Origin of the sequence: Streptomyces graminilatus (genome assembly GCF_001418565.1) — a bacterium.
GTDB classification, from domain to species: domain Bacteria; phylum Actinomycetota; class Actinomycetes; order Streptomycetales; family Streptomycetaceae; genus Streptomyces; species Streptomyces graminilatus.
This window is the reverse complement of sequence record NZ_LIQQ01000159.1, coordinates 1-14,656: the sequence shown is the minus strand read 5'-3', so window position 1 is coordinate 14,656 and position 14,656 is coordinate 1. Positions and strand designations below refer to the sequence as shown.

General features: G+C 71.7%; 7 protein-coding genes. 5 read left to right on the top strand and 2 right to left on the bottom strand.

The features are described from left to right. A partial coding sequence (locus tag AOK08_RS15625; RefSeq protein WP_157876687.1) for a type I polyketide synthase occupies positions 1-5,019 on the bottom strand: 5,019 nt, incomplete at its 3' end. 171 nt (positions 5,020-5,190) lie between these two features. Here AOK08_RS15625 and AOK08_RS15620 point away from each other — a divergent pair. From AOK08_RS15620 to AOK08_RS15610, 3 genes are all read left to right on the top strand, one after another. Then, positions 5,191-6,225, top strand: coding sequence for a tetratricopeptide repeat protein (locus AOK08_RS15620; protein ID WP_055526171.1), 1,035 nt, complete (start codon positions 5,191-5,193; stop codon positions 6,223-6,225). Between the two features lie 174 nt (positions 6,226-6,399). Further along, entirely contained in the window at positions 6,400-8,214 is a 1,815-nt protein-coding gene (locus AOK08_RS15615) for an ABC transporter ATP-binding protein (protein ID WP_079054041.1), read from the top strand. Positions 8,215-8,316: 102 nt separating this feature from the next. Beyond that, positions 8,317-11,691 carry a pyruvate carboxylase gene (locus AOK08_RS15610; protein ID WP_055526169.1) on the top strand — a complete coding sequence of 1,125 codons (3,375 nt, stop codon included), beginning with the start codon at positions 8,317-8,319 and terminating at the stop codon, positions 11,689-11,691. Positions 11,692-11,780: 89 nt separating this feature from the next. Here AOK08_RS15610 and AOK08_RS15605 read toward each other — a convergent pair whose 3' ends face one another. Continuing rightward, the gene (locus AOK08_RS15605) at positions 11,781-12,308 is read right to left on the bottom strand and encodes an NUDIX hydrolase family protein (RefSeq protein WP_055526168.1); all 528 of its coding nucleotides are present in this window, start codon (positions 12,306-12,308) and stop codon (positions 11,781-11,783) included. Positions 12,309-12,467: 159 nt separating this feature from the next. Between AOK08_RS15605 and AOK08_RS15600 the strand changes: the two genes are divergently transcribed. Continuing rightward, a complete protein-coding gene (locus AOK08_RS15600) occupies positions 12,468-12,713 on the top strand; it encodes a transketolase C-terminal domain-containing protein (protein ID WP_055526167.1) in 246 nt (81 codons plus the stop codon). A gap of 80 nt (positions 12,714-12,793) precedes the next feature. Next, complete coding sequence (locus tag AOK08_RS15595; RefSeq protein WP_055526166.1) at positions 12,794-14,164, top strand: amidohydrolase family protein; 1,371 nt, start codon at positions 12,794-12,796, stop codon at positions 14,162-14,164. Positions 14,165-14,656: the final 492 nt, after the last annotated feature.

Below are 14,656 nucleotides of genomic sequence, written 5' to 3'. Positions count from 1 at the left end.
GCCCACGACGACCCGGACGTGGGCGCCCGTGGCCGTGGGCAGGATCAGCGGGGCCAGGACCACGAGTTCGTCGAGCGTGCCGTAGCCGACCTCGTCACCCGCCCGAACGGCCATCTCCACCAACCCCGTCGCGGGGACCAGGACCCTTCCGCCGATCACATGGTCGGCGAGCCACGGGTGGGCGGCGGTGGAGAGCAGGCCGGAGAACACCGTCCGGCCGGTGTCCGGCACAGTGAACGCCGGTCCCAGCAGCGGGTGTTCGTGCGGGTCCGGGGTGGCGAGGGGATTGTTCGGCGCGGCCAGCCAGTACCGCTGCCGTTGGAAGGCGTACGTCGGCAGATCCTCCAGGTGCCGTGCGCCGCTGCCCGTGAACACGGCGGGCCAGTCGACGGGCGTTCCGCGCACATGGAGACGCGCCAGGGCGGCCAGCAGGCTCTTCGGTTCGGGGTCGCCGCCACGGGTGGCGGCGGCGCACACGGGGGCGGGGCCCTCGACGTCCGGGCCGGTCAGACAGTCCTCGGCGGCGGCGGTGAGCGCCGCCCCCGGGCCGATCTCCAGGAACGCCGACACCCCGTTGTCCCCGAGCCGGCGCACGGCGTCGGCGAACCGCACCGGCAGCCGGGCGTGCCGCACCCAGTACTCCGGCGAACACAGTTCCCCGTCCCCGGCCGGGCGGCCCGACACGGCCGGGACGACCGGGATCCGCGGCGGCCGGAACGTCAGCCCCTCGGCGACCCGGCGGAAGTCGTCGAGCATCGGTTCCACGAGCGGGGAGTGGAAGGCGTGAGCGACCCGCAGCCGAACGGTCCTGCGCCCGCGCGCCTCGAATCCGGCCCCCACGGCCAGCACAGCGTCCTCCACCCCCGAAATCACCACCGCACGAGGCGCGTTGACCGAGGCGATCGCCACTCGGCCGTCGAACGCGGTGAGTTCGGCGAGGACCTCCTCCTCCGTCGCGCCCAGCGCCACCATCGCCCCGCCGCCCGGCAGAGCGTGCATCAACCGGCCCCGGGCCGCGACGAGTTCCGCCGCGTCGGCCAGGTCAAGCACTCCGGCGACATGGGCCGCCGCCAGTTCGCCGACGGAGTGCCCGGCCAGGAAGTCGGGGCGTACTCCCCATGACTCCAGCAGCCGGAACAGCGCCACCTCGAAGGCGAACAGACCGGCCTGGGTGAAGTCCGTACGGTCGAGCAGGGCGGCCTCCGGCGTGCCCGGCTCGGCGGACAGCACCACGTCGAGAGGGTGCTCCAGACGGCCGTCCAGGGCCCGGCAGACCTCCTCGAACGCCGAGTCGAAAGCGGGGAAGGCGGCGCGCAACTCCACACCCATACGGGCGCGTTGAGAGCCCTGTCCGGTGAACAGGAAGGCCGTACGGACGCCGGGATCCGCGACGGCACGATCCGTACCCCTCCCCCTCCCGTCGGCTAGCGCGTCGAGGGCGGTCAGCATCCGCGCCCGGTCGTCGGCCGGAACCATCGCCCGGTGGGCGAGCGGGGACCTCGGCACGGCCAGGGAGACACCGACGTCGGTGGGCGACACATCGGGCCGGGACGCCAGGTGGGCGGCGAGACGCCGGGCCTGGGAGCGCAGGGCGGCCTCGTCGGCGCCGGACAGCAGCCAGGGCACCGGGAGTTGTGCGGTACTCGGCCCGGTGCCGGGCTGCCGAGGGGCCTCCTCCATGTGCTGAGGGGCCTCCTCCAGGATCACATGGGCGTTGGTCCCGCTGATGCCGAACGCGGACACCCCGGCCCGGCGAGGCCGGGAGCCCGTCACCGGCCAGGGGCGGGACTCGGCCAGGAGTTCCACCCGGCCCGCCGACCAGTCGACGTGCGGGCTGGGTTGCTCCGCGTACAGCGAGCGCGGGAGCCGCCCGTGGCGCATGGCCTGCACCATCTTGATGACCCCGGCGACACCGGCGGCGGCCTGGGTGTGCCCCAGGTTGGACTTGACCGAGCCCAGCCACAGCGGCGGCCGGTCCCCGGCCCGCCCCTGTCCGTAGGTGGCCAGCAGGGCGCTCGCCTCGACGGGGTCGCCCAGCGTGGTGCCCGTACCGTGCGCCTCCACCACGTCCACGTCGTCGGCGCCGAGCCCGGCGTCGGTCAACGCCCCGGTGATCAGGCGCTGTTGGGCCTGGCCGTTCGGTGCCGTCAGGCCGTTGGACGCGCCGTCGGAGTTGACGGCGGAGCCGCGCAGCACGGCGAGGACGGGGTGGCCGCCCCGGCGCGCGTCGGACAACCGCTCCAGCAGCACCAGGCCCGCGCCCTCGCCCCAGGCGGTGCCGTCCGCCGAGGCCGAGAACGACTTGCAGCGGCCGTCGGGGGACAGCGCGCGATGCCGGCTGAAAGCCGTGAACGCCTTGGGCGTCGCCATCACGGTGACACCCCCGGCCAGGGCCAGCGAACACTCGCCGGAGCGCAGCGCCCGCGCCGCCCAGTGCAGGGCCACCAGCGAGGACGAGCACGCGGTGTCGAGCGTGATCGACGGCCCGCGCAGCCCGTACACGTAACTGATCCGGCCGGAGGCCACGCTGCCCGCCGAGCCCAGGGCCAGATGGGCCTCCAGTTCGTGCTTGTCCACGCGCGCGGAGTAGTCGCCGTGCATCACGCCGACGAACACACCCGTGTCGCTGTCGCGCAGCGCCGCCTGGGAGATGCCCGCCCGCTCCCACACCTCCCACGAGGTCTCCAGCAGCAGCCGCTGCTGCGGGTCCATGGCCAGTGCCTCGCGCGGCGAGATCCCGAACAGGCCCGCGTCGAACTCGGCGGCCCGGTGCAGGAATCCGCCACCGCGGGTGTACGTCGTGCCGACCCGGTCCGGGTCCGGGTCGTACAGGGCGGCCAGGTCCCAGCCCCGGTCGGTGGGGAAGCCCGAGACCGCGTCCCGGCCCTCCGCCACCAGGTCCCACAGATCCTCGGGGGAGTACACGTCCCCGGGGTAACGGCAGCCCATGGCGACGATCACCACGGGGTCGTCCGCCTCCGGCACGGAGCCGAGGCGCGGCGCGGGTGCGGGCGCCGGGGTGAAGAGGATGTCGTGCACGTGCCGGGTCAGGGCGTCCGGCGTGGGATGGTCGAAGACCAGCGTCGACGGCAGCCGCAGCCCGGTCGCCTCGCCGAGCCGCTCGATCAGCGTGACGGCCCCCTCGGACGTCAGCCCGAGATCGGTGAACGGGCGGTCGGCGTCGAGCCGTTCACGCGGGCCGTCGTCGGCGGGCCGCTCGTTCGATCCTTCGGCGTCGAGTCCTTCGTGTCCTTCTTGTCCTTCCTGTCCTCCATGCTCTCCGTGCTCTCCGTGTCCTCCGTACGATCCGTCGCCGCACACCGCGGACGTCTGCGCGAGTACCGCCTCGCGCAGGGCGCGTTTTCTCCCCTCCGGCGGGAGGGCGAGCAGGCGCCGGCGCAGGGCACCGTCGGTCGCCGTCGGGGAGGCGGGGCGGACCTCTGACACCGGTCGGGCCGGGGCCGGCAGGACCGCGTGGCGGGTGATCTTGCCGGACGCCGTACGCGGGACGGCCGCGATCTCGTGGATCTCGACGGGCACCTTGTACGCGGCCAGCCGCTTCCGGCACTCGGCCAGGATCCGCGGGGGGTCGAACCCGTCCGGTCCCGGCACGACGTACGCCACCGGGACCTCGCCGAGGACGTCGTGCGGCCTGCCCACCACCACCGCGTCCCGCACACCGGGACAGTGCGCCAGGGCCTGCTCGATCTCGGTGGGGTGGATGTTCTCCCCGCCCCGGATGATCAGTTCGCTGACCCGGCCGGTGAGGACGAGATGCCCGTGCGCGACGCGTCGTCCCAGGTCACCGGTGCGGTACCAGCCGTCCCGCAGCGCGGACGCCGTCGCCTCGGGCTGATGGTGATAACCGCTCATCAGGCTCGGCCCACGCGCCCAGATCTCGCCCTCGTCGCCGTCCGCGACATCGTTGCCGGAGCCCGGATCGACCAGCCGTACGTCCATCCCCGGGGCCGGCGGCCCACAGGACCCGTCGACCCTCGGCCCGTCCGGCCGGTTCACCGCGATCATCCCGCAGGTCTCGGTACTGCCGTACGCGTCGAGCAGCGGCGCCCCCAGCAGGTCCTCCACCGCCCGTCGCAGGGCCGGCGCGCTCGGGGCGCCCGCCACGACACACGTCCGCAGAGCGGGTACGGGCGAGGTGTCCCCGGCCGCCGACGCCACCAGCTGGTGGTACACGGCGGGCACCCCGGCCAGGACGGTGTAGGAGCCGCCCAGGGCCGCGTGAGGTGTGCGCAGCTCCCTCAACAGGCCTCCGGGAGACAGCAGTTCGCCGGTGATCCGGGCGCTCGCGCCGACCGCCGTGACCCCCAGGATCGCCAGCGAGTGCCCGAAGCTGTGGAACAGCGGTAGCGGCCAGAGCAGCCGGTCCTCGGGGGAGAGCCCGAAGACCGGCGCGTAGCAGGCCGCCACCGACCACAGGGCCGCGCGCTGCGTGGACAGCACGCCCTTGGGCCGGTGGGTGGTGCCGGAGGTGTAGAGCATCCAGGCCGGCTCGTCGAGCCCGAGATCGTCGCGGGGCGCTACGGAGGGCTCCGCATCGGCCGCCTCCTCGAAGAGGACCGTGCCGCCGGGGGCGTCCGAGGGCACGGGATCGGTGCCGGTGAGCAGGACGAGCGTACGGTCGTGCGGGCCCCCCGCGCGGTTCAGGCGGGCCAGGTGCGCGCGGTCGGTGACGACGGCCGAGGCCCCGCTGTCCGCCAGGAAATGAGCCAACTCGGCGTCCGAGGAACGGGGGTTGAGTGGCACGCCGACCGCACCCGCCCGGACCCCGGCGAGGACGCTCTCCACCATCTCCACCCGGTTGCCCAGCAGGATCGCGACCCGGTCCCCGCGCCGCACACCCGCCCCCGCGAGATACGCGGCCAGCCGACCGGTGCGCCGCTCCAACTCCGCGTAGGTGACGTCCCGTTCGTCATCGGCGTACGCCACCCGCGACGGTGATCTCTCGGCGTGCGCCCTCAACAGTTCGGGCAGCGGCCGGATCAGCTCGTCGCGCGTCATGTACTCGCCCCTCCGGCACGTGGCGCAGCACGGCCCGATGTCAATGCCCTTGCAGAGTAACGGTATTGAGCGTATAGGCAGGTCGGCCCGGGTGATCGAATGCCTCGATCACGGGCGTTGCGTGGTCATGGGCGGTCAGGAGTCGGGATCACCACACGCAAGGATGCGCTCATGGAAGAAGACGATTTCGAGACCCGAGCGGAACGACAGCGGGCGGCGGGTGAGCACGCCGCGGCCCTGGCCCTGTACCTGCGTGCCTGGACCAGCCGGGACGACGAGGTCGCGGAGAAGATCCTGGACCTCGTGGAGGAGTGGGGTGACGTCGACGCCGCGCTGGAGCTGACGTCCGCGACGGCGGGCGCGGGCAACGCCGCGGCATACGAGGCCCTGGCCGATCTGCTGATCCAGTGCGACCGGTCGGAGGAAGCGGTGTCGGCCCTGGAGGAGGCAGCTCGCGCAGGCCGCGACGTCACCCTGTGGACGGGGGCGGTCCTGGCCGACGAGGTCGGGGACCGGACACGCGCGGAGGAGTACTACCGGCGGGCGCTGGCCGAGAACAACCCGAAGGCGCTCAACGACTACGGCGCCTTCCTGATGGACGACGGCGAACGCCTCGACGAGGCCGCCGACCTGCTGCGCCGGGCGATCGACCAGGGCGACACGATGGCGGCCGGCAACCTCGGCCGGCTCCTGGTCGAGAAGGATGGTTACGAGGAAGCCCTTCCGTGGCTGCGGCAGGCGCTGGACGCCGGACACCGTACGGTGCTGGTGGTGCTCGGCGAGGCCGAGAACGCCGCCGGTGACATGGAGGCGGCCGGCACCCGTCTGCGGGAGGCACTGGCCGAGGACATCCCCGGCGCTCGCTTCGCCTACGCCCTCCACCTGGCCGACAACGACTCGCCCCGGGAAGCCGTGGGCTACTACGAGGCCGCCGCGGAGAAGGACGAGGAGATCGCCGCCTACCTGAACCTGGCGATCCTCCACGACGAACTGGAGGAGTGGGAACAGGCCGACCGCCGCTATCGGGACGCGATCGAGCACCAGGACGAACTCGCGTTCGTCAACTACGCGCGGTTCCTCAGCGAGCAGGGCCGCGGCGGCGAGATCGGCGCGCTGCTCGCCCCGGCGGCCGAACTCGACCTCGACCTGGAGGACATGACGGAGCTGCGGGCCCTCGCCGAAGGGAAGAGCACGGACGAGTCCTGACCGGGCGGAGGCCGTTTTCCCAGCGCCGGGAAGACGGCCTCCGGCGTTTTCGCGCCGTGCCATCGGCCGATGCCGTTGGCCGAGAAAAACGCTTGGACGGCGCCGACGGCCTCGCGGGACACTGCGATGCCCGAAATGTGCGGGCCTACCGCCGAACGACACCACAGGGTTGGTATGGAATCGCCTGAATCGCGCGAGTTCTCGCCGAGCAAAGGCTCGGTGCTTCTCGCACTTCGATATTACGGACGGGAGTTGGCCCGGCTCCGATGGCTGACGCTTCCCGCGATGCTGCTTCCGGCGCTGGGCAACATCGGTATCAACTACATCGCGCCGCTGGTCGTCGCGAAGCTCGTCGGCCGTATCGCCGGCGACGACAAAGTCACCGTCGGCTCGGCGCTGCCCTACGTCCTCGGCTTCGCCGGTGTCCTGCTGCTCGCCGAGGTGCTGTGGCGTGGGGGCCTGCACTGCCTCAACCGGGTCGACGCCCGGGGCATCGAGCAGTTGTACGTGATCGGGATGGACGAGCTGTTCGCCAAGGACGCCGCGTTCTTCCACAACAACTTCGCCGGGTCGCTGACCAAGCGGGTCCTGAGCTTCGCCTCCCGGTTCGAGGAGTTCGTCGACACCCTGACCTTCCAGGTCGTGGGCAGCCTGGTGCCGCTCCTGTTCGGGTCGGTGGTGCTGTGGCGCTACGAACCGCTGCTCGTGGTCGGGCTGTTGGCGATGATCGGGCTGACGGCGGTGTGTGTGGTGCCGCTCATCCGTCGTCGTCAGGCGCTCGTCGACAAGCGCGAGGAGGCGATCGCCCGGGTGTCGGGCCATGTCGCCGACAGCCTGATGAACATGGACACGGTGCGGGCGTTCGCCGCCGAGGAACGCGAGGCCGCCGAGCACCGCTCCCGGGTCGCCGCGTCGCGTCGGCTCACCCTCAGGTCGTGGGACTACGGCAATCTGCGCATCGACACGCTCGTCGCCCCGCTGTCCGTGCTGACCAACGCCCTGGGCCTGCTGCTCGCGGTCACCCTCGGCGGCGGCGAGCACGGTGTGGAGGCGGTTGTCGTCGCCTTCACCTACTACAGCAACGCCACTCGGATCATGTTCGAGTTCAACCAGATCTACCGTCGGCTCGAAAGCTCGATGACGGAGGCCGCCCAGTTCACCGAACTGCTGCTCACGGCACCGACCGTGCTCGACCCCGCCACACCGGAGGCCCTGGAGTCGAAGGCCGCCGATGTCCGCTTCGAGAACGTCACCTTCGCCCACGCGGGCGCCGAGCCGCTTTTCCAGGGACTCGACCTGGCCGTACCCAGCGGGTCGAAGATCGGCCTCGTCGGCCGGTCCGGCGGGGGCAAGACCACCCTCAGCCGGCTGCTGCTGCGGATGACGGACATCGACGCCGGCCGGATCATGATCGGGGGCCAGGACATCAGCCGGTTGCGCCAGACGGACCTGCGCAGCCTGATCGCCTACGTGCCGCAGGACCCGGCGATGTTCCACCGCACCCTGCGGGACAACATCGCCTTCGCCCGGCCGGACGCCACCGACGCCGAGATCCGCCGCGCGGCCGAGGCGGCACACGTCACCGAGTTCGCCGACGCGCTGCCGGACGGCTTCGACACCATGGTGGGCGAACGAGGCGTCAAACTTTCCGGCGGACAGCGCCAGCGGGTCGCCCTCGCCCGGGCGATCCTGCGTGACGCGCCGATCCTGCTGCTCGACGAGGCCACCAGCGCCCTCGACTCCGAGAGCGAGATCCTCGTCCAGGAGGCGCTGTGGCGGCTCATGGAGGGACGTACGGCGCTGGTGGTGGCGCACCGGCTGAGCACGGTCGCCACCATGGACCGGCTCGTCGTCCTCGACCGCGGCCGGATCGTCGAGCAGGGCACGCACCAGGAGTTGCTCACGGCGGAGGGCGCCTACGCCAAGCTGTGGCAGCACCAGTCGGGCGGATTCCTGGACGACACCCCCAAGCAGGCGGATCTCCGCTGAAAGAGGTACCGGTGGGTTGCGAGTGGCCCGGCTCACATGGCGCGAGCCGGGCCTGGCCGACACCATGGGGCGCGTCAACCGGCGGGCTGAAGGGAATCCAGGATGTTCCGCAAGGTGCTGGTCGCCAACCGTGGTGAGATCGCGATTCGCGCGTTCCGCGCCAGCTATGAGCTGGGCGCGCGGACCGTGGCCGTCTTCCCGCACGAGGACCGCAATTCACTGCATCGGTTGAAGGCCGACGAAGCCTACGAGATCGGCCAGCCGGGACACCCGGTCCGGGCGTACCTCTCGGTCGAGGAGATCGTCCGCGCGGCACGACTGGCGGGCGCGGACGCGGTGTACCCCGGGTACGGGTTCCTGTCGGAGAACCCCGATCTGGCGAGCGCGTGCGAGGCGGCCGGCATCACCTTCGTCGGGCCCAGCGCCGACACGCTGGAGCTGACCGGCAACAAGGCGAGCGCGGTGGCCGCCGCCCGCGCGGCCGGCGTACCGGTGCTGGCCTCCTCGGCGCCCTCCGCGGACGTCGACGAACTCGTCCGCGCCGCCGAGGACATCGGCTTCCCCGTCTTCGTCAAGGCCGTCGCCGGGGGTGGCGGGCGCGGCATGCGGCGCGTCGAGGAACCGGCCCAACTGCGCGAGTCCATCGAGGCCGCGGCGCGCGAGGCGGCCTCCGCGTTCGGCGACTCCACGGTCTTCCTGGAGAAGGCGGTCGTCGAACCCCGCCACATCGAGGTGCAGATCCTCGCCGACGGGCAGGGCGGTGTCATCCACCTCTTCGAGCGCGACTGCTCGGTGCAGCGGCGCCACCAGAAGGTGATCGAGATGGCCCCCGCGCCCAACCTCGACCCCGGGCTGCGCGACCGGATCTGCGCGGACGCCGTGCGCTTCGCCCGCGAGATCGGCTACCGCAACGCGGGCACCGTGGAGTTCCTCCTCGACCGCGACGGCAACCACGTCTTCATCGAGATGAACCCCCGCATCCAGGTCGAGCACACGGTCACCGAGGAGGTCACCGACGTCGACCTCGTCCAGTCGCAACTGCGCATCGCCGCCGGCGAGACCCTCGCCGACCTGGGGCTCTCCCAGGAGACGGTCACCCTGCACGGGGCCGCGCTCCAGTGCCGTATCACCACCGAGGACCCCGCCAACGGCTTCCGCCCGGACACCGGCAGGATCAGCGCCTACCGCTCGCCCGGCGGCTCCGGCATCCGGCTGGACGGCGGCACCACCCACGCCGGTACGGAGATCAGCGCGCACTTCGACTCGATGCTGGTCAAACTCACCTGCCGGGGGCGCGACTTCACGACCGCGATCAGCCGCGCCCGGCGCGCCGTGGCCGAGTTCCGCATCCGTGGCGTCGCCACCAACATCCCGTTCCTGCAAGCCGTGCTCGACGACGCGGACTTCCGCGCCGGACAGGTCACGACGTCGTTCATCGAGCAGCGGCCGCACCTGCTCACGGCACGCCACTCCGCCGACCGGGGCACGAAGCTCCTCACCTACCTCGCCGACGTCACCGTGAACAAGCCGCACGGCGAACGGCCCCAGTTGATCGACCCGGTCACCAAGATCCCTCCGCTGCCGGACACGGAACCGCCCGCCGGATCCCGGCAGCGGCTCGTCGAACTCGGCCCGGAGGGCTTCGCCCGGTGGCTGCGCGAGTCACCGGCCATCGGCGTCACCGACACCACGTTCCGCGACGCCCACCAGTCACTGCTGGCCACCCGGGTCCGTACCAAGGACATGCTCGCCATCGCCCCGGTGGTGGCCCGGACCCTGCCCGAGCTGCTGTCCGTGGAGTGCTGGGGCGGCGCCACCTACGACGTCGCGCTCCGCTTCCTCGCCGAGGACCCCTGGGAACGCCTGGCAGCCCTGCGCGAGGCCGTCCCGAACATCTGTCTGCAGATGCTGCTGCGCGGCCGGAACACCGTGGGCTACACGCCGTACCCGACCGAGGTGACCGACGCCTTCGTCCAGGAGGCCGCCGCCACCGGCATCGACATCTTCCGCATCTTCGACGCGCTCAACGACGTCGGGCAGATGCGGCCGGCCATCGACGCCGTACGGGAGACGGGGACAGCGGTCGCCGAGGTCGCCCTCTGCTACACCGCCGACCTGTCCGACCCGTCCGAGCGGCTCTACACGCTCGACTACTACCTGCGCCTCGCCGAACAGATCGTCGACGCGGGCGCCCACATCCTGGCCGTCAAGGACATGGCGGGCCTGCTCAGGGCCCCGGCCGCCGCGACCCTCGTATCGGCGCTGCGCCGCGAGTTCGACCTGCCGGTGCACCTCCACACCCACGACACCGCGGGCGGCCAGCTCGCCACCTATCTCGCCGCGATCCAGGCCGGCGCGGACGCGGTCGACGGCGCCGTGGCCTCGATGGCGGGCACCACCTCGCAGCCGTCGCTGTCCGGCATCGTCGCCGCGACCGACTACACGGAGCGGCCCACCGGGCTGAGCCTGCGGGCCGTGGGCGACCTGGAACCGTACTGGGAGAGCGTCCGGAAGATCTACGCCCCGTTCGAGGCGGGCCTCGCCGCACCCACCGGGCGCGTCTACCACCACGAGATCCCCGGCGGCCAGTTGTCCAACCTGCGCACCCAGGCGGTCGCGCTGGGCCTCGGCGACCGCTTCGAGGCGATCGAGGCGATGTACGCCGCCGCCGACCGGATCCTCGGCCGGCTGGTGAAGGTCACCCCCTCGTCGAAGGTGGTCGGCGACCTCGCACTCCACCTCGTCGGCGCCGACGTCTCGCCGGACGACTTCGAGGCGGCACCGAACAGGTTCGACATCCCCGACTCCGTCATCGGCTTCCTGCGCGGCGAGCTGGGCAACCCGCCCGGCGGCTGGCCGGAGCCGTTCCGCACCAAGGCGCTGGAGGGCCGCGCCGCGCCCAAACCGGTGACGGAACTGACCGCCGACGACCGCACGGGGCTGGCCAAGGACCGCCGGGCGACCCTCAACCGGCTGCTGTTCCCCGGACCGACGCGCGAGTACGAGACACACCGGCAGACCTACGGCGACACCAGCGTGCTGGCCAGCAAGGACTTCTTCTACGGGCTGCGCCCCGGGACGGAGTACGTCGTCGACCTCGAACCGGGCGTACGGCTGCTCATCGAACTGGAAGCGGTCGGCGAGGCCGACGAACGCGGAATGCGCACGGTGATGTCCACGCTGAACGGCCAGCTCCGGCCCATCCAGGTGCGCGACACCTCGGTGTCCTCGGACATCCCGGCGACGGAGAAGGCGGACCGGGCCAACCCCGGTCATGTCGCCGCGCCGTTCGCGGGAGTGGTGACGCTCGCCGTCGCAGAGGGGGACGAGGTGGCGGCCGGTGCCACGGTGGCCACCATCGAGGCGATGAAGATGGAAGCCTCGGTCACCGCCTCGAAGGCCGGGAAGGTGACGAGGCTGGCCATCAACAGGATCCAGCAGGTGGAGGGCGGCGATCTGCTCGTCGAGATCGCCTGAGCTCAGCTCACGGACGCGGGGAGGGCCGGTGGAACACCACCGGCCCTCCCCTGTGTCCGAGCTTGTACGTCAGCTGCCGCCCGCCCTGTTCAGTACAGGCGGCCGACATGGGCGAGGGCCTGCTTCAGGAGGACTCCCTGGCCACCCGGCATCTCGTTCTGGACCACGGGGGAGGACGCTTCCTCCGGGCTGAACCACACCAGGTCCAGGGCGTCCTGGCGGGGACGGCAGTCACCGGCCACCGGGACGATGTAGGCGAGGGACACCGCGTGCTGACGCGGGTCGTGGAACGGGGTGACCCCCAGCGTCGGGAAGTACTCCGCGATGGTGAAGGGCTGAGGGGAGGCCGGGACCCTGGGCAGCGCGACCGGGCCGAGGTCCTTCTCCAGGTTGCGCAGGAGGGCGTCGCGCACGCGCTCGTGGTGCAGGACGCGGCCGGACACCAGGGCGCGGCTGACCGTGCCGTCCGAGCCGATGCGCAGGAGCAGGCCGATGCTGGTGACTTCGCCGTTGTCGTCGACGCGCACCGGTACGGCTTCGACGTACAGGATCGGCATCCGAGCGCGAGACTGTTCGAGCTCGTCGGGTGCCAGCCAGCCGGGCGTGGTATCGATCATGTCAGACATTGGCTGATCGTACTTTCAACCCGTCCTGTTTCTGCATAGCCTCTCCACGTCGAACGCGCCACATCCGGGTGACCAACCGCTCGCGTGTCCCCGTGCGTGTGGTGACCGGGGAAGGCGGCCGTCGGCCGGGAGAGCGCCGACATCACACTCGTGGCACTCGCCTCGCTGGGGAGAACGTCGCGGCTTACCATCGTCGAGGAGAACCCGTACCAGGGCGGATGGGGCGCGACGCTCGCGTCCGTCGTCGCTGACGAGGGGTTCGGACTGCTCGACGCGCCGGTGCGGCGGGTGGCGGGGGAGTGTGGCCCGCTGCCGTTCGCCGACGCGCTGGAGGAGCGGGTCATCCCCACCGTGGACAAGGCCGTGACGGCCGTGCGTGCCCTCACGGCCTGCTGAGTCTCCGTATCCGTCTCTGTATCAGTCTCCGTCTCCGTATCAGCTGTATCAGGTACCGACTTTCCCAGGGAGGAAGGGCGATGACCGATCGACTGCTTCTGCGCTCCGGCCATGTGATCTCCATGGATCCCGCCATCGGGGAACTGCCCCGGGGCGACGTCCTCATCGAGGACGGGAGGATCACGGCGGTCGGGCGCGACCTCGGCGCGGACGCCGAGGTGCTCGACATGACGGGCCGCATTGTGATCCCCGGCTTCGTCGACACCCACCGCCACACCTGGGAGGCGCCGATCCGCGGCTGCGCCCCCGACGCCACACTCGACGACTACTTCGTGGACGTCCTCGACACCTACGCGCCCCTTTACACGCCAGACGATGTGTACGCCGGGAACCTCGCGGGCGCGCTGGAATGCCTCAACGCCGGCATCACCACCCTGGTCGACTGGTCCCACATCAACAACACGCCCGAGCACCCGGACGCCGCCGTACGGGCCCTGGCGGAGAGCGGAATCCGCGCCCAGTACGCCTACGGCAGCGCCAACACCTCCCTCGCCGACTACTGGTTCGACAGCAAGATCGCGATCCCGGGCGACGACGTACGACGCGTCCGCTCCGAGTACTTCGCCTCCGACAGCGGCCTGCTGACCATGGGGCTGGCCACCCGGGGCCCCGGTTTCTGCACCGACGACGTCGTCACCGCCGAGTGGAACCTCGCCCGCGAACTCGACATCCCGCTCACCGTGCACGTCGCCATGGGCCGGCTCGCGGGCCGCTTCGGCATGGTGAAACAGCTCCACGAACTGGGCCTGCTGGGCTCCGACACCACCTACGTCCACTGCTGTCACCTCAGCGAGGAGGAGTGGCGGATGGTCGCCGACAGCGGCGGCACGGTGTCGATCGCACCGCAGGTCGAGACCCAGATGGGGCACGGCTGGCCGCCCGTGATGAAGGCGATCGAGCACGGACTGCGGCCGTCGCTCAGCATCGACGTCGTCACGACCGTGCCCGGCGACATGTTCACCCAGATCCGCGCGGCCTTCGGCGCCGAACGGGCCCGGGTGAACGCGGCGTCCTGGGAGGCCGATGTCCCCGTCCCCGAAACGATGTTGACGGCCCGTCGGATGCTGGAGCTGGCGACCGTCAACGGTGCCCATGTCGCGGGCCTCGAAGACCGCACCGGATCCCTCACCCCCGGCAAGCGCGCCGATGTCGTCGCGCTCGACGCCACGGCACTCAACATGGCACCGGTGCACGACGCGACCGCCGCGGTGACCCTGTCGGCGGACGTGTCCAACGTCGAGACGGTCGTCGTCGACGGCGTCGTGGTCAAGCGCGACGGCAGGCTGCTCGCCGACACCGCGCGGGCCCGCAGGCTTGTCGAGGAGTCCCGGGACCGACTGCTGGCGGCGAAGGTGGCCAGGGCACAGCAGGCTGCGGGGCGCGAGGGATGACGGACCTCGTGGTGCGGCGCGCGACGTAGGCGCCACAACTCCCGTACGACAGCGGCGGGTTCCGGCGCGGCGCGGTGATCGGCGAGGAGGAGGGAGCGTGCACACCGGCTTGGGGCTCTGCGAGCCGAGCCAGGCCAAGGCACGGCTGCCCTACCCGGGCGCGACGACGATGGAGGACCGTCAACGCCGGTGTGACCGGACCCGTCCGCACCCTCGCCGTCGAGCTCGCGCCGATCCGGGTCGACGCCGTGCACCCCGGAGTCGTCGGCGACAGCCAGTACTGGCGCGGCAACCGGCGGACGTACCGGCCGGGACACAGACCGGGACACAGACCGGGACACCCGCAGGCCGACTCGCCACGATGGCCGGCGTGGTGGACGCCGTGGACCTCCTGCCGCGCAACCGGTCCGTCAACGCGATCGACCTGAGTGCGGACGGGGGATGGCTGCTGGGCTGAGGACGGAGGCGACGGAGGGCGAACCGGGCCCGGGG